Source organism: Okibacterium sp. HSC-33S16 (genome assembly GCF_024171565.1).
GTDB lineage: Bacteria > Actinomycetota > Actinomycetes > Actinomycetales > Microbacteriaceae > Mycetocola_A.
The window spans coordinates 198822-218819 of record NZ_JALJZZ010000006.1 but is presented as its reverse complement, the minus strand read 5'-3'; the positions used below and the strand labels follow the sequence as shown (position 1 = coordinate 218819).

General features: G+C 63.0%; 20 protein-coding genes. 2 read left to right on the top strand and 18 right to left on the bottom strand.

Annotated elements, in window-relative coordinates; genetic code table 11:
* Positions 1 to 4 precede the first annotated feature (4 nt).
* From L1277_RS14210 to L1277_RS14130, 17 genes are all read right to left on the bottom strand, one after another.
* The gene (locus L1277_RS14210; RefSeq protein ID WP_253377313.1) at positions 5 to 631 is read right to left on the bottom strand and encodes a DivIVA domain-containing protein; all 627 of its coding nucleotides are present in this window, start codon (positions 629 to 631) and stop codon (positions 5 to 7) included.
* Positions 632 to 754: 123 nt separating this feature from the next.
* Complete coding sequence (locus L1277_RS14205) at positions 755 to 1057, bottom strand: YggT family protein (protein ID WP_308215108.1); 303 nt, start codon at positions 1055 to 1057, stop codon at positions 755 to 757.
* A 7-nt stretch (positions 1058 to 1064) separates the two neighbouring features.
* Positions 1065 to 1577: a cell division protein SepF gene (locus L1277_RS14200; protein ID WP_253377312.1), complete on the bottom strand. Its 513-nt coding sequence runs from the start codon at positions 1575 to 1577 to the stop codon at positions 1065 to 1067.
* Between the two features lie 37 nt (positions 1578 to 1614).
* Positions 1615 to 2328, bottom strand: a complete 714-nt coding sequence (locus tag L1277_RS14195) for a YggS family pyridoxal phosphate-dependent enzyme (protein WP_253377311.1) — start codon at positions 2326 to 2328, stop codon at positions 1615 to 1617.
* Between the two features lie 2 nt (positions 2329 to 2330).
* Positions 2331 to 3527 (bottom strand): cell division protein FtsZ, encoded by a 1197-nt coding sequence (ftsZ, locus tag L1277_RS14190; protein ID WP_253377310.1) that lies wholly within the window; start codon positions 3525 to 3527, stop codon positions 2331 to 2333.
* 149 nt (positions 3528 to 3676) lie between these two features.
* Positions 3677 to 4600 (bottom strand): FtsQ-type POTRA domain-containing protein, encoded by a 924-nt coding sequence (locus L1277_RS14185; protein ID WP_253377309.1) that lies wholly within the window; start codon positions 4598 to 4600, stop codon positions 3677 to 3679.
* A 3-nt stretch (positions 4601 to 4603) separates the two neighbouring features.
* The gene (gene murC / locus L1277_RS14180) at positions 4604 to 6001 is read right to left on the bottom strand and encodes a UDP-N-acetylmuramate--L-alanine ligase (protein WP_253377308.1); all 1398 of its coding nucleotides are present in this window, start codon (positions 5999 to 6001) and stop codon (positions 4604 to 4606) included.
* A gap of 64 nt (positions 6002 to 6065) precedes the next feature.
* The gene (locus L1277_RS14175; RefSeq protein WP_253377307.1) at positions 6066 to 7148 is read right to left on the bottom strand and encodes a glycosyltransferase; all 1083 of its coding nucleotides are present in this window, start codon (positions 7146 to 7148) and stop codon (positions 6066 to 6068) included.
* The gene (ftsW, locus tag L1277_RS14170; RefSeq protein ID WP_253377306.1) at positions 7145 to 8359 is read right to left on the bottom strand and encodes a putative lipid II flippase FtsW; all 1215 of its coding nucleotides are present in this window, start codon (positions 8357 to 8359) and stop codon (positions 7145 to 7147) included. Before ftsW ends, L1277_RS14175 begins: the two co-directional genes overlap by 4 nt.
* Positions 8328 to 9845 (bottom strand): UDP-N-acetylmuramoyl-L-alanine--D-glutamate ligase, encoded by a 1518-nt coding sequence (gene murD / locus L1277_RS14165; protein WP_253377305.1) that lies wholly within the window; start codon positions 9843 to 9845, stop codon positions 8328 to 8330. The genes ftsW and murD overlap by 32 nt, the downstream gene beginning before the upstream one ends.
* A gap of 2 nt (positions 9846 to 9847) precedes the next feature.
* On the bottom strand, positions 9848 to 10942 hold the full coding sequence (mraY, locus tag L1277_RS14160) for a phospho-N-acetylmuramoyl-pentapeptide-transferase (RefSeq protein ID WP_253377303.1): 1095 nt from the start codon (positions 10940 to 10942) through the stop codon (positions 9848 to 9850).
* Complete coding sequence (gene murF, locus L1277_RS14155) at positions 10936 to 12351, bottom strand: UDP-N-acetylmuramoyl-tripeptide--D-alanyl-D-alanine ligase (protein ID WP_253377301.1); 1416 nt, start codon at positions 12349 to 12351, stop codon at positions 10936 to 10938. The genes mraY and murF overlap by 7 nt, the downstream gene beginning before the upstream one ends.
* Positions 12352 to 12430: 79 nt before the next feature.
* Positions 12431 to 14215, bottom strand: coding sequence for a penicillin-binding protein 2 (locus tag L1277_RS15820; protein WP_253377299.1), 1785 nt, complete (start codon positions 14213 to 14215; stop codon positions 12431 to 12433).
* A 30-nt stretch (positions 14216 to 14245) separates the two neighbouring features.
* Positions 14246 to 14830, bottom strand: a complete 585-nt coding sequence (locus L1277_RS14145; RefSeq protein ID WP_253377297.1) for a hypothetical protein — start codon at positions 14828 to 14830, stop codon at positions 14246 to 14248.
* Complete coding sequence (gene rsmH / locus L1277_RS14140; protein WP_253377295.1) at positions 14827 to 15783, bottom strand: 16S rRNA (cytosine(1402)-N(4))-methyltransferase RsmH; 957 nt, start codon at positions 15781 to 15783, stop codon at positions 14827 to 14829. The genes L1277_RS14145 and rsmH overlap by 4 nt, the downstream gene beginning before the upstream one ends.
* Positions 15784 to 15886: 103 nt before the next feature.
* Positions 15887 to 16318, bottom strand: a complete 432-nt coding sequence (mraZ, locus tag L1277_RS14135; protein WP_253377294.1) for a division/cell wall cluster transcriptional repressor MraZ — start codon at positions 16316 to 16318, stop codon at positions 15887 to 15889.
* A gap of 395 nt (positions 16319 to 16713) precedes the next feature.
* Positions 16714 to 17097 carry a DUF3040 domain-containing protein gene (locus tag L1277_RS14130; RefSeq protein WP_253377293.1) on the bottom strand — a complete coding sequence of 128 codons (384 nt, stop codon included), beginning with the start codon at positions 17095 to 17097 and terminating at the stop codon, positions 16714 to 16716.
* A gap of 80 nt (positions 17098 to 17177) precedes the next feature.
* On the opposite strand from L1277_RS14130, the gene L1277_RS14125 reads away from it, so the two are divergent.
* Complete coding sequence (locus tag L1277_RS14125) at positions 17178 to 18284, top strand: polyprenyl synthetase family protein (RefSeq protein WP_253377292.1); 1107 nt, start codon at positions 17178 to 17180, stop codon at positions 18282 to 18284.
* A gap of 36 nt (positions 18285 to 18320) precedes the next feature.
* On the opposite strand, the gene L1277_RS14120 is transcribed toward L1277_RS14125, so the two are convergent.
* Positions 18321 to 18662 carry an Rv2175c family DNA-binding protein gene (locus tag L1277_RS14120; RefSeq protein WP_253377291.1) on the bottom strand — a complete coding sequence of 114 codons (342 nt, stop codon included), beginning with the start codon at positions 18660 to 18662 and terminating at the stop codon, positions 18321 to 18323.
* Positions 18663 to 18813: 151 nt separating this feature from the next.
* Between L1277_RS14120 and L1277_RS14115 the strand changes: the two genes are divergently transcribed.
* Positions 18814 to 19944 (top strand): LysM peptidoglycan-binding domain-containing protein, encoded by a 1131-nt coding sequence (locus tag L1277_RS14115; protein ID WP_253377290.1) that lies wholly within the window; start codon positions 18814 to 18816, stop codon positions 19942 to 19944.
* The last annotated feature ends 54 nt before the right edge of the window (positions 19945 to 19998 follow it).

The window sequence follows — 19998 nt, the reverse complement described above, 5'->3', positions numbered from 1 at the left end:
AACCTTAGACGTTGGACTTTTCGGTGCTGGACACGAAGCCAGAACCGGTTCCCTGAGAGCTCGGGCCGCCGTTGGCGTCGAGTTCCTTGAGCTGACCCTCGATGTAACCGCGCAGCTTCTGGCGGTACTCGCGCTCGAACTCGCGCAGGCCGTCGATCTTCTTCTCGAGCTTCGAACGCTCCTCGTTGAGGATGTTCATCTGCGCGCGCTGCTTGGCTTCGGCCTCGGCGACGACACGAGCGGCCGTTGCGTGGCCTTCGGCGATGAGTGAGTCGCGCTTCTCGGCACCCTCGCGAACGTGCTCGTCGTGGAGGCGACGGGCCAACTGCAGGAGGCTCGAGGAGGACTCGGAGTCGTCCTGGGCGCTGGCGGGCTGTGCAACCGGAGCAGCGGCAACCGGTGCGGCGGCAGCGGGGGTCGGAGTGGCTGCAACAGGCTCGGCGGGGCGCTCAGCGGTGCCCGATCCGGCAGCCTCAAGCTTGGCCTGGAGCTCCTGGTTCTCCTGGAGCAGGCGACGCAGTTCGACAACGACCTCATCGAGGAAATCGTCGACCTCGTCCTGGTCGTAGCCCTCGCGGAACTTGGTCTGCTGGAACTGCTTGTTGACAACATCTTCCGGAGTTAGCGCCATGGCTTCCCACCTCTTACTTGTTTGGCTCGATTGGACGTGCCTACGCTAGCAAAATCCTCGGATCTCAACCTGAGGATGCAGCTACCGGGACACGTGTCTTTCAGGATACCGCTACGAACGGACTTAGCGCAGGATCACGTTGACCAGGGTCATGGCGATGATCACGCAGAGCATCGTGATGCTCCAGCCGAAGTCCAGCGCAAGCGCGCCCATCCGGATCGGCGGAAGGATACGCCGGAAGAAGCGGATGGGTGGGTCGGTCAGGGAGTAGACGAACTCAGCGGCGACAAGGCCGAAGCCCTGAGGCCGCCACCGCGGCTTGAACGTCCGCGCGAGATCGAGCGCGAATCGCGCCCACATCACGAAGAAGTACAGCAGCAGCGCGAAGTAGAGGATGTTACGAATCAGAGAAAGAACGGAGTCCACCCGTCAATTATTGCTGAGCGAAGAAGGTGGATTCTGCCGCGGCAGCTCCACCGGCATCTCCGAGCACGGCAACGTGCTGCGGTGAGAGCAGGAACACCTTGCTCGTAACGCGCTCAATCTTGCCGTACAGGCCCTGTGACAGCCCGCTGGCGAAGTCGATCAGGCGCTTCGCATCGCCCTCGCTCATCTGTGAAAGATTGATGATGACGGGAACGCCGTCACGGAATGTTTCCGCGATGACCTGGGCGTCGCGGTACTGCTTGGGGTGCACGGTAAGGATCTCGTTGAGCTCGCTCGGTGCGGCCTGCTTGGTCGCCGTCGGCCGACGAAGAGGTGTAACCGGGGCACGGTTCGCAACGGGAGTCGCCCCCTGCGCCGAAGCGCTGGTCGAGCTGCTGCTGGCGTTCGAGCCCTGTGCGGCAGGCGTTGCCTGCTGCGCGGGCGCCTCGCGCTCCTCGTACTCGAGATCATCGTCTGCGAGGCCAAGGTAGACCATGGTCTTCTTCAGCGGGTTGGACATCGCTACCTCCGTTTGTGCGGTTCCTTCTCTATGAAGATTAACCGGCTGATGGTCGGTTTCCCGTGATTGCCGTCCCAATCCGAAGGTGTGTCGCGCCTTCGAGGATGGCTTCCGTGTAGTCGTGTGACATCCCGGCAGAGATGCGTGTCGCCCTCGGTTCAAGGGCGATAACGCGCTCGGAATATCCGCGCAGCCGGGCGAACGCGGCGCGAGGCTCCTCGCCGAGCGGCGCGACGGCCATCACGCCCCAGAGCTCCAGGCTCTCGGCGTCGAGAACCCGTTCGACGAGTGCCTCCAGGCCGTCGGGCTGCACTCCCCCTCGCCCTTCGTCGTCCGTCAGATTGACTTGGACGAAGCACGGCAGCGGCGGGAAATCACCGCCGGCGGCGTCCAGTGCGCTCACCAAGGCTGGGCGGTCGACCGAGTGAACCACTGACGCGTACTGGCGCGCCTGTCGAGCCTTCTTCGACTGGAGCTGTCCGACGAAGTGCCAGGACAGATCTGTCAGCGAGGCGAGCTCGCTGGCCTTGGCTGAAGCCTCCTGGTGACGGTTTTCGCCCACGTCACGTACACCGAGCGCGTAGAGCTCCTCAATCAGTGATGCGGGATGGAACTTCGTCACAACGATGGTCGTCACCGCGTCGGTTGCTCGACCGGCATCGGCCACGGCCGCGCTGATTCCGGCACTGACCGACGCCAAACGCTCGGCCAGCGGAAGCTGACCGAGCGTTTGTTCGTTCGAAGAGTTCATTCCTACTTGAGGAAATCGGGGATGTCGAGCTCGTCTTCGTCAGCGAACGCCGGGTCGGCGGTTGCTGGCGGAGTCGACAATGCTTCTTCGGTCACGCGCCAAGTCTGCGGTGCCTCGGTCAGCACCGAACTACTCACGGGCGTCTCACTGCTTCCGGAAGACGCAGCAGCAGCTGCGGCTGGAGTGCTGGTCATCACGCCACCGGTCGTCATAACGGCGTCACGAACCGACTCGCCACCGCGCGACGGGGGCTCTCCCCCGTCGAAACCAGCAGCGATGACCGTGACGCGAACCTCATCACCGAGGGTGTCGTCGATAACGGCACCGAAGATGATGTTGGCCTCGGGGTGGACCGCTTCCTGCACAAGACGCGCTGCGTCATTGATCTCGAAGATACCGAGGTTGGACCCGCCCTGGATGGACAGCAGCACTCCGTGAGCGCCCTCGATCGAAGCTTCGAGCAACGGAGATGCGACGGCGAGCTCCGCCGCCTTGATGGCACGGTCGGCACCGCGAGAGGAACCGATTCCCATGAGTGCGGAACCCGCGCCCTGCATGACGCTCTTGACGTCAGCGAAGTCGAGGTTGATAAGGCCGGGGGTGGTGATGAGGTCGGTGATCCCCTGAACACCAGCCAGGAGCACCTGGTCGGCGGTCGAGAACGCCTCGAGCATGCTGATGCCCCGGTCGCTGATTTCCAGCAGGCGGTCGTTCGGCACGACGATAAGTGTGTCGACTTCTTCCTTGAGCTTGGCGACGCCGAGCTCGGCCTGGGCCTGGCGACGGCGGCCTTCGAAACCGAACGGCTTCGTGACGACACCGATGGTCAGGGCGCCGATCGACTTGGCGATGCGAGCAACGACGGGAGCGCCACCGGTACCGGTGCCACCACCCTCACCCGCCGTGACGAAGACCATGTCTGCGCCGGCGAGTGCTTCTTCGATTTCTTCCGCGTGGTCCTCGGCGGCGCGTCGGCCAACCTCGGGATCGGCACCTGCGCCGAGACCGCGAGTGATCTCGCGACCGACGTCAAGCTTTACGTCGGCGTCGCTCATGAGCAGCGCCTGCGCGTCGGTATTGATGGCGATGAACTCGACGCCGCGAAGGCCGAGCTCAATCATTCGATTGACAGCATTGACGCCGCCGCCGCCAATGCCGACGACCTTGATTACGGCAAGGTAGTTCTGGTTTGTAGTCACGTCCGGCCTCCGGTGAGAACTCTCAACCTCAGGTTAAGGTTTAAAGTTATGCTCAGTATGCATTTCTTGTGATTGACGTTAGGGCCAGTTCCCCCCGCGGACGGGACGACTCCCCGCGTGTCGGTGATCCGGTGGAGAAAATCGCGCGACTACCGAACGACGGCGACGCTCGGCGAGCTGACGTCGTAGACGTCGAACCCCGGTTGTGACGCCATGAGCCTAGTGAGCGTGTATGCCTTGAGCTTTGACTCGTCCGAGCTGCCCCAGACGATGCGCGCCTCACTCTCGCGCAGGGTGAAGCTCACATCGTCCTGGGTCGTCGCGGTGACCTCATCGACGGTGGCAAACAGCTCATCAGGGAGACTCCGCAGCACGGCAGCGGCGGGAAGGAAACCGGGTGCTTCCGTTCCACCGTCAACGGCGATTAACGGATAGTTCGCCGGCTGACTTTCCGATTGCTCAATAACGACGCCAGCGGCATCCACCACAGAAAATCCAGTCGGAGTGGCGACCGTGCCGACGGGAGTACGCTCAACCAAACGCACGATCAGTGTCGATGGCGGTCGCGCCTGGACCGAGTATGACTCGATCAGTGGGTATTGCACGAGCGCTGCCTTGATGGCGGTGTCGTCAACGAGGGGAAACGGCGAGCCGAGCTGGCTAGACAGGTCTTTCACCACGGCGTCGGAATTGACCCGGAAGGCACCCTCGACCTGGATCTGGCGAACGGAGAGAACGGGCGTGTACGCCGCAAGAACAGCGATGAGCGCCAGGGCGAGGATGCTGCCGATTCCGATCAGCCAATTGCGACGCAGGCGGCGCGAGGTTGCGGTGAATCGCTTGACCTCGGCCTTTTCGACACGCTTACGGCGCTTGCGCGCCTCGCGCGGGTTCACCCAATCGGGCCGTGGCGCGGGAGCCTCGGTGTGTGTCTCGGCAGACGGCGTCGACGCCTCTCGACCGAATAACGGGATCGGATCTGCCCGTGGGGCCCGTGCGCCGTCGGCCGGACGTTCGGCCGCTCCACCGGTCTCCGCCGGCCGCTGCGGCGTAAAGCCGGAGGGTCGTTTCATTGCTTAGTCCCGCGCGGCCGTGAGCGACCCCAGCAGCTGCGGGACGATCCGGTACACGTCTCCGCAGCCCAGCGTAATGACGTAGTCGCCGGGCTGGGCGATCGAGGCAACGTAGTCTGCGGCGTCCTGCCAGTCCGAGATGAACTTCACCTTAGACGGGTCGGTGAACTTCTCCGACACCAGGGCACCGGTCACGCCAGGTTCGGGATCCTCCCGAGCGCCGTAGACGTCGAGGACGATCGTCTGGTCGGCGTGGGACTCGAGGGTGTCTGCGAATTCGCGAGCCATCAGCCGGGTCCGGCTGTAGAGATGCGGCTGGTGCACAGCGATGATGCGGCCAGTGCCGACGACCGTGCGCGCGGCCGACAGGGCTGCAGCTACTTCGGTCGGGTGGTGAGCGTAGTCGTCGTACACGCTGACGCCGTCGACGGTTCCGTGGAGTTCGAAGCGCCGCTCGGTGCCACCGAACTCGGCGATCGCAGCGAGGGACTCAGCGGCTCCGAAGCCGAGGCCGACGAGGACGGCGAGAGCGCCGGCCGCGTTGATGGCGTTGTGCTTGCCCGGGATGCGGAGCGTCGCGCCGTTGTCCTGCCCCTCGAAGCTGACGATGAACGAGACGGGTCCCTCGGTGCTGATTGACGATACTCGAACGTCTGCATCAGGGCTTTCGCCGAACGTGATGACGCGCTTGTTGGTCAGCTTCTTGGTGACCCGAACAGCACCGGGGTCGTCGGACGAGATCACAACGAATTCGGATGCCTTCTGGGCGAACTCCACGAACGCGTCGTCGAACGCCTCGAGCGATCCATAGTGATCGAGGTGGTCGGCATCCACGTTGGTGATCAAAGCGACGGCCGTGTCGTAGAGGAGGAAGGAGCCGTCAGACTCGTCAGCCTCGACCACAAAGAGCTCGCCGGTGCCGGTGGCACTCGAGACGCCAAGCGACTCGATGACGCCGCCGTTGACGAAACTGGGGCTCTCGGACAGGCCAAGCAGGCCGGTGATGATCATGCCCGTGGAAGTGGTCTTGCCGTGCGCACCCGCAACTGCCACCAGGCGCTTCTGGTTGATGAGCCAGGCAAGGGCCTGGGAGCGGTGCAGCACCGGGATGCCCCGTTCCTGCGCCAGGACGTACTCCGGGTTGGTCGGCCAGAGTGCGCTGGTCACCACGAGGGTGTCAGCCGAACCGACGTTGGCGGCGTCGTGCCCGATGGCGATGGTTGCGCCCAGCTCACGCAGCGCCGCGATGTTCGAGGAGTCACGAACATCGGAGCCGGTGACCGTGTGACCGGCCGCGAGGAAGAGGCGAGCAATGCCGCTCATCCCTGATCCGCCGATGCCCACGAAATGGACAGCGCCCAGTTCACTCGGAATCTCGATGCTGAAGTCGGGTTTGATCACGCTGTACTTCCTGTTGATGGTTCGCGCCGTGTGGCAGCTTGAGTTTAAGCCCGTCGGATGGGAGTCAGGACGAGGACGAGCCGACTGCCTCGTCGATGAGGGTCAGCATTCGGCTGGATCCTTCGAGTGTTCCCATTAGCCGCGACTGAACGGCCATGTCCTGGACCCGCATGCGATCGGTCATGAGCGGGATGAGCGACGACGAGATCCACTCGGGGGTGAACTTCGCATCGAGAACAATCACCGCTCCGCCGGCGTTCACGGCGTCAGCGGCGTTATAGCGCTGCTCACCGTTCCCAACCGGGTAGGGAACGTAGGCCGCCGGAATACCCAGGGCGCTGAGCTCCGACACCGTCGCGGCTCCCGCGCGTGAGACCGCAAAGTCCGCCACAGCGAGTGCGAGATCCATGCGGTCGCAGTACGGTGCCATGCGGTAGTGCCGGGTGCCCGGATCGGTCAGGTCTGACTTGTCGCCGGTGATGTGCAGGATCTGGAATCCGGCGTCGATAATCATGTCGCGGGAATCGTAGATCGTGCGGTTCACCTTGCGTGCTCCGAGGGAACCGCCGGTGACGAGGAGTGTTGGGCGGTCGTCAGCAAGATCGAAAACGTCGCGTGCTTCCCGGCGGGCCGCGTCACGGTCGAGCCGTTCAATCTCGCGACGGAGCGGCATTCCGACGAACCGGGAGTTGCGCAAGCGGGTTCCATGGAAGGCGACGCCGACAAACCGGGTGTACCGGGCACCGAGGCGATTGGCGAGCCCGGGCTTGGCGTTCGCCTCGTGGAGGACGAGGGGCACCTTCGCACGTCGGGCGGCGAGGTAAGCCGGAGCCGATGCGTATCCACCGAAGCCAACGACGACGTCGATCTGATGGGTGGAAATCATGTCGACAACGTTGCGAACAGCTGCGGAGAAGCGCGGGGCAAAGCTGAACGCCGAGCGGTTGACCCGTCGGGGGAACGGGAGTTTCTCGATGGTGAGGAGTTCATAGCCTCGCTCGGGAACGAGGCGGGCTTCGAGTCCTTCCTTCGTACCCAGAACGAAAACGCGAGCGTCAGAATCACGTTCAGTGATGGCATCCGCAATTGCAAGAAGTGGATTGACGTGGCCAGCGGTTCCTCCGCCGGCGAGGAGGTAATTCGTCATCGGGTGTATCGCTCTCCTGTTACGGGGAATCGGGGTTTCGTGGCTTGCTCTCGCGCGAACGAGAGCACGATGCCGACGGCGCAGAGGGACGTCAGGAGTGCCGTTCCTCCCGCGGAGATAAAGGGAAGTGGAACACCGAGAACCGGGAGAAGCCTGAGAACGACGCCAATGTTGACGAAAGCCTGGCCGATAATCCAGACCATGATGGCGCCGGTGGTGATGCGAACGAATGGGTCGGTGCTCGATCGGATCACGCGAACGAAAGAGACGGCGAGAAGGACAAACATGATGAGCACGACGGTCGCCCCGATGAGGCCGAGCTCTTCACCGATGATGGCGAAGATGTAGTCATTCGATGCCGCTGGAAGCCAGGAGTACTTCTCGCGGGAGTTTCCGAGGCCGAGTCCGAACACTCCCCCGTTGGCCAACGCCCAGGTGCCGTGGAGGGGTTGCCAGCACAGGTTCTCGTAGTCAGCGCACTCCGCGTCGAGGAAGGTGAGGATGCGCGCCATGCGGTTCGGGCTGATGAGAGCCATAACCGCGAAAAGCGCGATGCCGGCGAGGAAAGGCACGAGCACATAACGAAGCTTGAGGTTGGCAAAGAACATGGCGCCGATGACGATGCCCGCCATGATGACAACGGTTCCGAGGTCGTGGCCGCCCAGAACCAGTCCGAGCGCCAGAGCGGAGACAGGAACAACCGGGATAAGCGCGTGCTTCCAGTTGCTCAGCAGGTTGATCTTTTTGCCCAGGATGAACCCGAGCCAGACGGCCAGGGCGAGCTTGAGCAGCTCCGACGGCTGGCCGTTGATGGGTCCGACCGCGATCCAGTTTCGGTTACCACCCTCGGCAATACCGAGAGGACTGAAGACGAGGAGCTGGAGGATGAGGGCGCCAAAGAGTGCAAGCCATGCCCACTTCTTCCAGAAGCGCACCGGGATGCGGGAGATGACCAGCATGAGCGGGATGCCGATGAGTGCGTAGGTGGCCTGTTTCCAGAATCCGCCGAAGAAACCCTTGTTGTCGAGGAATGAATCGACCGATGAGCTCGAAAGCACCATGACCAGTCCGACACCCACGAGGAAGACGGTGGTGCAGAGGACGAGCAGGTAATTGCTGGACTCCGGGCGGATGTATGCGCCCAGACGGATTCTCGTGCTTCTGGCGCCGGTTTCCTCGCTACGCAGACGGTCGGTTGGTGGGGCGGTCATCTGCCTCACCTTCCCATCGTTCACGTACAGCATCCGAGAAACGTCGGCCACGTTCCGCGTAATCGATGAACTGGTCCATCGATGCCGCAGCCGGTGCAAGGAGCACCACGTCGCCAGCCACCGCGATTTTCGATGCAAGATCGACGGCTTGCGGCATGACATCTTCAGTGTCATCTGCGTCGACCTCGACGAGGGGGACGTGCGGCGCGTGTCGCTGGAATGCGCTGAGCACGGCCGACCGATCCTTACCAATCACGACCGCTCCTCGGAGCCTGTCGCTGTGCCGGGCGATGAGTTCGCTGACGTCAACGCCCTTCAACAGGCCGCCCAGAATCCACACCACTGATGGGTATGCGGCCAGTGATGCGTTCGCGGCGTGCGGGTTCGTAGCCTTCGAGTCGTTAACCCAGCTAATGCTTCCGCTGGTGAGGACCAGCTGGATTCGGTGGGCATCGAGCCGGAACTTCGCAAGTGCCGAGCGGACCTGGGCGGGTGTCACTCCATACGAGCGGGCGAGAGCGCTTGCGGCAAGTACGTTGGCGACGATGTGGGGGGCCGCGAGGCCGGCAGCATCGAGGTCGTCGATCGTGGTGATCTCGAGCGCCGAGGTGGATCGCTCATCGAGGAACGCCCGATCGACGATGATGCCGTCGACGATGCCGAAGTCACTTGGACCGGGAACACCGAGGTCGAAACCGATCGCACGGGCGCCCTCCTCGACCTCCGCGTCCCGAAGCAGCGCCTCAGTGCGCGAGTCGGACTTGTTGTAGATGCAGGCAACGCGCGTGCGGTCGTAGACCTGACCCTTTGCCGTCACGTACGCCTCGAAGGAACCGTGCCAGTCGATGTGGTCCAGGGCGATGTTGAGGCACGCACTCGAGTGCGGAGTGACGAAGTCGGGACCCGATTGACCGCTGAGGTAGTGCAGTTGGTAGCTGGAGAGCTCGACGACGAAGACATCGAAACCTTGTGGGTCGCGAACGGCGTCGAGCACGGGCACGCCGATGTTGCCGCAGGGAGCAACTCGCAGCCCAGCTTCGGCGAGCATGGCGGCCGTGAGCTGGACGGTGGTCGTCTTGCCGTTGGTGCCGGTGACGAGGATCCACTCGGCCGGAGTTCCCACTTTGTCGCGCACGCGCCAGGCCAGTTCGATGTCTCCCCACACCGGGACACTCTGCGTGGCGGCCCATTCAAGAATGGGGTGATCGGGGTGAAATCCCGGGGAAACGATGATGACGTCTGGGCGCAGTTCAACCAGTTCGGCGGGAACCGTGCTGAGCTCGGTTTGAACGAGTCGCGCGCCGATCACGTTGACGAGACCGGCTCGCTCGTTCTCACCTTCCGGGGCGAGGACGAGAACGTCTGCTCCAAGTTCGGCCAGCGTATCCGCTGCGGCAAAGCCCGTGACGCCCAGACCGAGGACAGCAACTTTCAGGTCTTTCCAGTCGGCGTGCCAGCTGGTCAGCGAGTTCAAACGATCGGACATGGTTAGCGCAGGATCCATTCCAGGTAGAAGGTTCCGACACCGGCGGCGACGAGGAGCCCACCGACGATCCAGAACCGGACCACGACCGTCACCTCGGCCCAGCCTTTGAGTTCGAAGTGGTGGTGGATTGGACTCATCCGGAAAATCCGCTTGCCGTGGGTGATCTTGAAGTAGGCACGCTGGACGATGACGGAGCCCGTCTCGATGACGAAGAGGCCGCCGATGAGGACGAGGAGCAGCTCGGTGCGGGTGAGGATCGCGAGGGCCGCAATGGCACCACCGAGGGCGAGCGAACCGGTGTCACCAAGGAAAATGGACGCCGGGGATGTGTTCCACCATAGGAAGCCGATGAGGGATCCGCAAATAGCTGCGGCGACGATGGCCAGAGCCAGTGGGTCTCGAACTTCGTAGCACTTGTATGCGACTTCGTCTGCGAGCGATGAACCGAAGCAGGACTGGTTGTACTGCCAGAACCCGATCACGACGTAGGAGCCGATGGCCAGGATGGACGCACCTGTGGCGAGTCCGTCGAGACCGTCTGTGACATTGACTCCGTTGGAGGTTGCGGTCACGATGAAACTTGTCCAGAGCAGGTAGAGGACCACACCAATGACCGGCCCGAGGATCATGAGATTGATCGGCAAGTCGCGGGTCGCGGAGATCGCTGTCGACGCGGGTGTGACGCCCTCAGCGCTGGGGAAGTTGATCGCGAGAATACCGAAGATCACCGCGACGATCACCTGACCGAAGACCTTCGCCCATCCCCCGAGCCCGAGGCTGCGCTGTTTGCGGGTCTTCGTGAAGTCGTCAATGAAGCCCACGACGCCAAGACCCACCATCATAAAGAGCACGAGGAGCGAGGACACACTGATCGCGTCGCCCGTGATGAGCATGGCGGTGAAGAAGCCGAAGAGAGTCGCGGCGATGATGACGATGCCGCCCATGGTCGCCGTTCCCCGCTTGGCGTGGTGCGACTTGGGTCCGTCGTCCCGGATGAACTGGCCCCACTGGAGCTTCCGGAATAGTTTCACAAACGCTGGTGTGAGGAACAGCGAGAACGCCATGGACAGTGCGCCGGCCGTGAGGAGTGCTACCACGAGAAGAGTTCTCCTAACCGGTCACCCAGGAATCGTAACTTGGCGGAATTCGAGGACTTTACGAGCACCGTATCTCCGGGGATGATTTCTGCAGCGAGGTAGTCGTAAGCAGCATCCATATCGCCAAAGTACACGCTCTCACCGTCCCACGAACCTTCGTTGATGGCGCTGATGTGCATGCGGCGCGCCTCGGGGCCGACCACAACAAGCCGGGAAATGTTGAGACGAACGAGCTGGAGACCGATGCGGTCGTGCTCATCACCGGAATACTCACCGAGTTCGCTCATCGCCCCGAGGACGGCAATTGTGCGCTTCCCCGGCTCTGAAATCTGGGCAAGAGTCTTGATCGCAGCCGACATGGAGTCGGGGCTGGCGTTGTAGGCATCGTTGATGATAGTGACGTCGTTCTTACCGCCGAGCACCTCCATACGCCAGCGCTCAGCGCGCTCCAACGTCTCCAGGGCTGCGGCAGCGCGTGCCAGCGGGACGCCCAGGGTGTGCGCGGCAGCGAGTGCGGCGAGTGCGTTCGAAACGTGGTGCTCACCGAGTACGCGCAGCCGCACCGACACCGATTCCTCGCCGGGGACATGTGCGGTGAACGACGTGCCCGTTCGGGTACCGGCGACGTTGGTGGCTCGAATCGTGGCGGAGGCATCCTGACCGAATGTGACAACTCGGGCGCGGGTCTTGTCGGCCATAGACGCAACCCGGGGGTCGTCGGCGTTGAGGATGGCAACGCCGTCAGCCGACAGGTCGGCGACCATCTCGGTCTTCGCGGCGAGGGTCGACTCGATTCCGCCAAAGCCGCCGGCGTGTGCCAGACCGACCTTGAGGACAACACCGATGTCCGGTTTCGCGAGGGCAACGAGGCGTGCAATGTGCCCGATGCCGCTCGCTCCCATCTCAACGATGAGGTAACGCGTCGACTCGGTGATGCGGAGCATTGTGGTGGGCGCGCCGACGGCGTTGTTGAACGAGCGGATGGGAGCCACCGTCTCGCCCTCCCCCGCGAGAATGCGCTCGAGCATGTTCTTCGTGGTCGTCTTACCGTTCGACCCGGTGATCCCGACGACGGTCAGCGTGCCGACGGCACGAACGCGCTCGACGACGAACTGCGCAAGCTCTCCCAACGCCGTGACCGCATCCGGAACGACGATCTGCGCAACCGGGGCGTCGACGGGATGCTCCACAATGGCCAGCGCTGCGCCCCGTTCGACGGCAGCATCCACGAAGAGGTGACCGTCGGTGTCATCACCGCGCTTGGCGATGAAAACCCCACCCGGCACGATCTCACGGGAATCAGTCTCAACGGGACCGTCCACGGCTGTATCGCCCGTGGCATCCGTTCCTTCCACATGGAGGGAACCGGACAGGCGATCGGCAATCTCGGACAGGGTTAAACGAATCATAAAAAATTTCTTTCAGGCACGCAGGCGCTCGCACGGGTGCCGATGGCGCGAGAGGACACTTTTGTCTCGCGCACGTGGGTTAGTAGTAGCCCGGGTAATCGGCGCCGGGCGTTGTCGACGGTGGGATTCCGTACTTCTTGATCACCTGGAGGACGGCTTCCTTGAAAACGGGTGCCGCTGCCGCTGATGAGCGCTTGTAGAGCGGATCTTTCAGGGTCACGGTAACGACGTATTCAGGGTCGTCGGCCGGAACTGCGCCGGCCATGGATGAATAGAACGTGTCTTGAAGTATACCGCCGATGATTTGCTCACCTGTTCCGGACTTGGCAGCTACGCGGTAACCCGGGATCTCAAGCTCCTCTGACCAGAAGCCCTCGGTGACCACGGTTTCCATCATTCCCAGCGTTTGCAGGGCAGCCTCTTCGGACACAACGCGCTCGGGCTTCGCCTTCTCCGGCACGTCGGTGACGGTGCCGTCCGGGTACGTGCAGCCCTCAATGAGTTGAAGTGGGAGTTTCTCACCCCTGTTGGCGAGGGCCTGATAAGCACCGGCCAGCTCAATTCCGGTGACGTCAACGCCCTGTCCGAACATGGTGGTGTAGTAGGTCTGGTTGTCCCATTCCTCCCACGGGTGCAGGGTTCCGCGTTGCTCGCCTGGGAATCCGATTTCACTCTTGTGGCCGATTCCGAAAGCGTCGAGGTAGTTGTAGCGCTTCTCGGGGCTGAGCTTCTCACCGAGCTGGCTGGTGCCGGTGTTGGAGGAGGTCTGCAGGACACCCGCGAGGGTGAGTTGCTGGCGCTCGTGCGGCAGGGCGTCCTTGATGCTTGCGCCATTCGACGGCTTGTAGCGGTAGTCGGCGACGACGTGGGACGACGGCGTCGCGACTCCCGCGTCGATGAGGGACGCTGCGGTGAGTGGTTTGAACACAGAGCCCGGTTCGAACCGGTTCTGGAAGACTCGCGAGCGGCGGTCGTCTGACGGGGTCGCCGATACGTCATTGGGGTCGAGCGACGGCGCTTCGGCGATGGCCCGGATCTTGCCCGTCTTCGCTTCGGTGACCGTGATGGTTCCCCACGCTGCAGCCTGCGCCTGCACCTGCGATGCGATGAGTTGTTGCATGAACCAGTTGAGGTCGGCGTCCAGGGTGAGCTTGAGCTCTCCACCCGGCTCCGCTTCCTTCGTCACGGTGGTGGTGCCGGGGAGCGCGACTCCATCTTTGCTTCGCTGGTAGGCCTCTTGGCCGTTGACGCCGCTCAGGCAGCTGTTCTCCGAAAGCTCCAGTCCGCCGAGGCCCACGTTGTCACTGCCGACGTATCCGATCACACCACCGGCGATCGCCCCGTTGGGGTATGTGCGGCCCGAGGTCTGCTTCGGGTAGATCCACCAGATCCCCTGCTTCTTGAGTGTGAGCAGCGCCTGGTAGGTGTCATACTCGACGCCTTTGATCAGATAGGCGAAGTTGCTTGAGGCATCGACCTCAAGAGCTTTGTCCACGATGGCGAGCAGTTCTTCCGGGGTCTGGCCGGTGACGGCACCGATCTCAGCCATGGCCTGCTCGACGCTGACGGTCTCTTTCTTCCCGTCCTCACCGGTCCTCGTGAACTCGTCCACGTCTTTCGGTGAGATCGTGACATCGAACAACGTGACGCTGCCAGCCAGCATGGTTCCATTGGTGTCAACGATGGACCCGCGAGGCGCGTAAATGGTTCCTGCGCTCGACGTTTTAGCGAGTGAGTCGTCAACGAGTTGGCTGGCGCGGACGACCTGGATGTCAACGAGCCGAACGACGAAGACACCGACGATGGCGATCACGCAGACGATTGCTGCGGCCACCCGACGCCGCGTCGAGAGCGAATGCTTCACTTCGTTTTCCTTCGCACTAAGCCCCGGCGTTTAGTGGGTTTGAGGCGACGGGATCCCGTTGTCCAACGATATGGGGGCCACCGGAGCATCAGGATCTGCCACGCCAGAGTTGGCGGGATCAACGGTCTGTTCCGGAACGGTCACGAGCGGAAGGTCAGCAATCAAAGAGTTGGCGACGAGGGTCGAGGCGCCGACGGGCACGCTGCTGTCGGCGGTGCCTGCGGCAGGAACGCCGACGATGCCACCGTCCGACAGTCGCAGGTAGGCGGGCGTCCCGCTGATGACCATGCCGAGAGCCTGGGCGTTCGCCGCGATGAACTGCGGTGACGACACCTCGAGGAGGTCGTCGGTCACGGCCTGCTTCTCCCAGGTCAGCTGGGTCTGCTGCTTGGTCAGAGCGGAGATCTCGTACGCGCCGTGGCTTAGTCCAACGCTCAGCAACAACTGGGTAGCCACGATGGCGAGCATGCCGGCGACGGCGCCGACGGCGTAGGCGATCTTGGGACGCGCCCGGCGTGCAGCACTCGCCGGGACGGCGCGGAGCGGCCGCTCCGGCGTGCTCCGTCGTGGTGCTGGTGCGGAAAGGGGGAACGCGGTCGCCAGGTTCGCACTCATGAGTTGTCTGCTTTCACTCGTTCTGCTGCACGCAAGCGGACGGGCGTCGCTCGCGGGTTTTCAGCTTTTTCTTCGTCTGTCGCCAGTTCGGCTCCGCGCACCAGGAGCCGGAATCGCGCGCTGTGCTCGGGAAGCTCGACCGGCAGGTCCGCCGGTGAGGTAGATGAGGTGGCCGCCGAAAAGTCGCGCTTCACAATGCGGTCCTCGAGCGACTGGTACGACAGCACGACAATGCGTCCGCCGACTGACAGGGTGCCAAGCGCCGCAGGGATCGCCCGCCTCAGCACGCTGAGTTCGGTGTTGACCTCGATACGCAGTGCCTGGAAGACACGCTTAGCCGGGTGTCCAGCGCGCGACACCGCCGCGGGAGTCGCCTCCTGCAGCAACTGGACGAGCTGTCCTGATCGAGTGATGGGCTCGACCTGGCGGGCTTCAATGATCTTCCGGGCATACCGGCCGGCAAGTTTCTCTTCGCCGTAGTCCTCGAAGATTCGGCGCAGGTCGCCCTCGCGGTAGGTCGCGAGAATGACCTCAGCCGTGAGATCGCTTGTCGCGTCCATGCGCATGTCGAGCGGCGCATCCTGCGAGTAGGAAAACCCGCGCTCCGCCCGGTCCAATTGAAGCGAAGAAACCCCGAGATCGAACAGGATGCCATCAGCGGCCTCGAATCCCGACTCGGCCAGCGCGTCAGCGATGCCGTCGTACACGGTGTGCACCGGGTGGAAGCGGTCGCTGAAACGCTTGAGCCGCTCCTCGGCGATCGCCAATGCGTCAAGATCCCGGTCGAGGCCAACGAGCTGCAGCTCCGGGAAGCGCTCAAGGAAGGCCTCGGCGTGTCCGCCCATTCCGAGCGTGGCGTCGATGAGGACAGCTCCGGGCTTGTCCAGCGCGGGGCCCAACAGCTCGAGGGTTCGGTCGAGCATGACCGGGGTGTGAATGTTGTGGAATTCCATAGTTTCTCCGGACTGCCCCTGAATCCTGATCCCCATCCATTCGGACCTGGCACCGGGGAAGTGTGTCAGGGCGAGCGAACGGCTGGGAGTCAGAGCTCAGGGACTAGAACAATCCAGGAATCACCTCCTCTGCGGTGTCGGCGAAGGCAGCTTCCTGCTCTTCGAGGTACTTCTCCCAGGCCTCGGTGTCCCAGATTTCGGCACGGCTTCCGGCACCGATCACGGTGAGGTCGCGCGACAGCCCGGCATAGGTCCGGAGCGAAGCCGGCACGGTGACCCGGTTCTGCTTGTCCGGTGTCTCGGCGCTCGCTCCGGAGAGAAAGACACGGAGGTAGTCACGGGCTTGCTTGCTGGTGACGGGCGCCTGGCGAATCTTGTCGTGAAGCGCTTCGAACTCACGAGTGCTGAACACGTAAACGCAGTGTTCCTGCCCGCGAGTCATGACGACTCCCCCGGCCAGTTCGTCCCGAAACTTCGCGGGGAGGATGATGCGGCCTTTTTCGTCGAGCTTGGGGGCATAGGTGCCAAGAAACATCGGCAGACCCCCCTTCGATTCCGGCCACGCATCAGGTTGCCTCCACTTTACTCCACTTAGCCCCACATATCTACGAAAACCGGCGTAATCGCACTATTCGCTTGTCGAAATTCCGCACCATTACGGGGCACACAGCGGTGGAGGGAAATGGAGCTATCGGGTCGAAAGGATGGCGCTGGGGCCGTCTCCCAGGCCCGTGAGCTTCAGCTCGAGTGGCTCGGCGACAACCGGTGGAGCAAAGTGGAGTACAAGCGATCGTGGCTATCCGCGCGAGAATCGTGGCTCGGGCGAGCCGGTCGGCGACCGAAAAATGGCAACAAAAAAGGACCGACCATGATGGTCGGCCCTTCTCAGACGTTGCGGGTCTCGGCGTGACCGTCGAGACGAAGAATTACTTAGTGATCGTCTTGTCGCTTATCCCAGCGATCATTCATCCGATCCATAAATGACGCGGACGCCTTCGGCTTGGTTCCGCCTGCTGCCCCGGGGAATGCAGAACGCGGCTCAGCACCAGGTGTGCCCTTCCCTGGAGAAATGGCAACCATGACCCCGACCAGCATCGCGGCAAAACCGATGATGCCGATGATGGGCTGCTGGAGAATCACGCCAGCGACGAGAGCTCCGGCACCCACAATGGTGACGACGCAGCCGACGGCAATATTGCGATAGCTCGGGCGGCCCTTACGGTTTCCGACGGTCGAGACGAAATCAGCGTCGTTCCTGTAGAGGTTGCGCTCCATCTCATCAAGAAGCCGTTGCTCCTGTTCAGACAGTGGCATGATGTTCCCCTCCAACTTCGGGTGCGACGCAGGTTCATCCCTGTCAATTCTAGCGTCGCTCTGATGGCTAGGCTAGCGATGTGAATGAAACCGTCAATCTGAACGACCTTGTCCAGTCTCGGATTGGCGAGTTCATTACATCGAGGAAGACAATTCTCGCTCAGGTAGGGTCGGGACTGGATCCCTTTGCCGCCTTTTCTCGGGAGTTTCTCAGCGGTGGCAAGAGGTTCCGTGCACGGTTCTGCTACTGGGGCTGGCAAAGCGTTTCTGAAGCACCCGGGCACCCTCCAGCGGACGGTGCAGCCAGCCTCGACGACATCATTTCCGTGGCAAGCGCGCTAGAGATTTTTCACGCAGCGGCTCTGATTCACGATGACATCATCGACAACTCCGACACCCGGCGGGGCGCGCCAAGTGGACACCGCCGTTTCGAACAGCTGCATACCGACGGCGGATGGGCTGGAAACGGGGAAGAGTATGGTCGCGCGGCAGCGACGCTCCTCGGCGACCTGCTGCTTGGCTGGAGCGACGAGCTGCTCGACGACGCCCTTGATAGGTGCTCGCGACCGGTCGCCCGCGCCGCCCGTTCCGAGTTCAACCGGATGCGCACCGAAGTCACCGCCGGCCAGTACCTCGACATCCTCGAAGAGCGAGCCTGGCGCGCACACGACGACGAGTCACAACTCAGCCGTGCACAGCAGGTCCTCATCTATAAGTCTGCGAAGTACAGCATCGAGAGCCCGCTTGCGCTTGGCGCTCTCCTCGCGGGCGCCACAGCCGACCAACTGGGGGCGCTGAGGTCGTTTGGATTGCCATTGGGAGTGGCTTTCCAGCTTCGTGACGACCTGCTGGGTGTCTTCGGCGACGCGGCCGTCACCGGGAAGCCCAGTGGCGACGATCTCCGGGAGGGCAAGCGCACAGTCCTGATTGCCCTGACTCGCACCGCAATTCCTGCATCAGCGCGACGGATCCTCGACGAGCTCCTCGGCGACCCCGACATGGATGACACCCAGATTGCGGCCCTCCAAGCGACGATTCGGGAATCCGGCGCCGTCGATCAGGTTGAAGCGATGATCGAGAATAACGTCGACCGTGCAACGAGGTCTCTGGCGTCGGCATCACTGTCGCCGACCGCAACGGCACAACTCCGCGACCTGGCGGACGCTGTCACGCGGCGAACTTACTAAGCGACCGCGCGAATTCGACCGAGCGAGCTCGACCCTTTAGGCGAGAGCCTGAGCTACCCGGCGGACTTCGGCCTTGCGACCGGCACGAAGCGCGTCGATGGGAGCGACCTGCAGGCTCTCCTCCTCAGTGAGCAACCACTGAATCGCGTCATCGTCGCGGAAGCCAGCATCGCCGAGCACGAAGAGAGTGCCACGCAGCTCGCTCAGCGGCTCATTGTCGCGAAGGAAGTCCGCGGGAATGCTCAATACACCATCGCGCTTGACGGCGACGAGCTGGCGCTCCTCGATGAGTTTACGAATTCGGCTCTGGGTTACACCAAGTGCGTCAGCGGTCTCAGAAAGAGTCAGCCACTGGCGCTCAGGAAAGATGTTCGTCACGGTAAGAGTCTGCCATGCCGCCCGACCGGATCCCACTCACGAAGTATCAACTCGCCTGTTTCGCACCAGTCACACCAGTCACATTGATTGACTCGCGACACAACTCTGTGGGAACGTGTGTACCGACTGTCACACGAACGGGGGTCATCCCATGCCGTTGCCACCAGCGTCTTACCTACTCTCTCCAGCCACTTCGGACTCCGACCGGACGTCGGACTCCACCGACACCGCCGAATCGGCGCTTGCGCTGCGCACCGCCGCCCGCGCGGCAAGCCGCCGTCGCACCCGCAACCTCACGTTGCCGCTGGTCTTGACCGGATCCATCGCGGCCAGCATGCAGATCGCCCTGCCCGCGACAGCTCACGCCGCGCCTTCTGCGCCGAAGCCACGCTCGAGCGTTCCTGCACCGACTCCCCCACGTGCCGCCCCGGCCCCTGTCGTCGTCCAGGCCGCGCCCGCGCAGTACACCGTCGAGTCAGGTGACACTATTTCTGGCATCGCTTCGAAATTCGGTCTCGCCACGGCGTCAGTCCTCGCGCTCAATGGACTGGGTTGGTCCAGCATGATCTTCCCCGGCCAGGTTCTCCTTCTGACCGGGGCAACGGCCAGTCCGGATGCCCCAACGCCGGCACCGTCGGCCCCGGCCGCCTCAACGTACACCGTGGTTTCCGGCGACACCATTTCCGGCATCGCGTCCGCGCATGGCGTCAGTGTTGCCGCTGTCTTCGCGGCGAACGGCCTGAGTTCCGCCAGCATCATCTACCCGGGACAGAACATCGCCATCCCCGCAGCCGGCGCCACGCAAGCGGCTCCGGCTCCGGCTCCTGCCCCAGCGCCGCCTCTGCAGGCGCCCCAGACACCCCAGACTGTGACACCGCTGTCCGCGGAAATGCGCGCGAACGCGTCAGTGATCGTGTCAACCGCCCGTTCATTGGGCGTCGGTGACTACGGCATCGTTATCGCGCTTGCCGCTGCAGCGCAGGAGTCGAGTCTTCGCAACGTGCAGCACGGCGACCGCGATTCGATGGGCTTGTTCCAGCAGCGCCCGAGCATGGGATGGGGCACCGCCGACCAGGTACGTGACCCGATACGGGCCACCAAGGCGTTCTTCGGCGGTTCGTCGAATCCGAATCCCGGTCTGACGTCAGGCCTGCTCGATGTACCCGGCTGGCAATCGATGAGCGTGACCGCGGCGGCCCAGGCGGTACAAAAGTCCGATCATCCCGACGCATACGCGAAGTGGGAAGCATCGGCGCGCGCCTGGCTCGCCGAGCTGGGTTGATCGACGTACGCGCCGGGACAACCTTACGATCAGGTCACGAATTGACCCTGATTA

Coding starts and splice junctions, on each gene's coding strand:
- L1277_RS14185 (WP_253377309.1), bottom strand. CDS start 4,600: ATGAAACGACCCTCCGGCTTTACGCCGCAGCGGCCGGCGGAGACCGGT.
- L1277_RS14210 (WP_253377313.1), bottom strand. CDS start 631: ATGGCGCTAACTCCGGAAGATGTTGTCAACAAGCAGTTCCAGCAGACC.
- L1277_RS14200 (WP_253377312.1), bottom strand. CDS start 1,577: ATGTCCAACCCGCTGAAGAAGACCATGGTCTACCTTGGCCTCGCAGAC.
- murF (WP_253377301.1), bottom strand. CDS start 12,351: ATGATTCGTTTAACCCTGTCCGAGATTGCCGATCGCCTGTCCGGTTCC.
- mraZ (WP_253377294.1), bottom strand. CDS start 16,318: ATGTTTCTTGGCACCTATGCCCCCAAGCTCGACGAAAAAGGCCGCATC.
- murD (WP_253377305.1), bottom strand. CDS start 9,845: ATGTCCGATCGTTTGAACTCGCTGACCAGCTGGCACGCCGACTGGAAA.
- L1277_RS14130 (WP_253377293.1), bottom strand. CDS start 17,097: ATGCCACTGTCTGAACAGGAGCAACGGCTTCTTGATGAGATGGAGCGC.
- L1277_RS14145 (WP_253377297.1), bottom strand. CDS start 14,830: ATGAGTGCGAACCTGGCGACCGCGTTCCCCCTTTCCGCACCAGCACCA.
- rsmH (WP_253377295.1), bottom strand. CDS start 15,783: ATGGAATTCCACAACATTCACACCCCGGTCATGCTCGACCGAACCCTC.
- L1277_RS14195 (WP_253377311.1), bottom strand. CDS start 2,328: ATGAACTCTTCGAACGAACAAACGCTCGGTCAGCTTCCGCTGGCCGAG.
- L1277_RS14115 (WP_253377290.1), top strand. CDS start 18,814: ATGCCGTTGCCACCAGCGTCTTACCTACTCTCTCCAGCCACTTCGGAC.
- ftsW (WP_253377306.1), bottom strand. CDS start 8,359: ATGACCGCCCCACCAACCGACCGTCTGCGTAGCGAGGAAACCGGCGCC.
- L1277_RS14175 (WP_253377307.1), bottom strand. CDS start 7,148: ATGACGAATTACCTCCTCGCCGGCGGAGGAACCGCTGGCCACGTCAAT.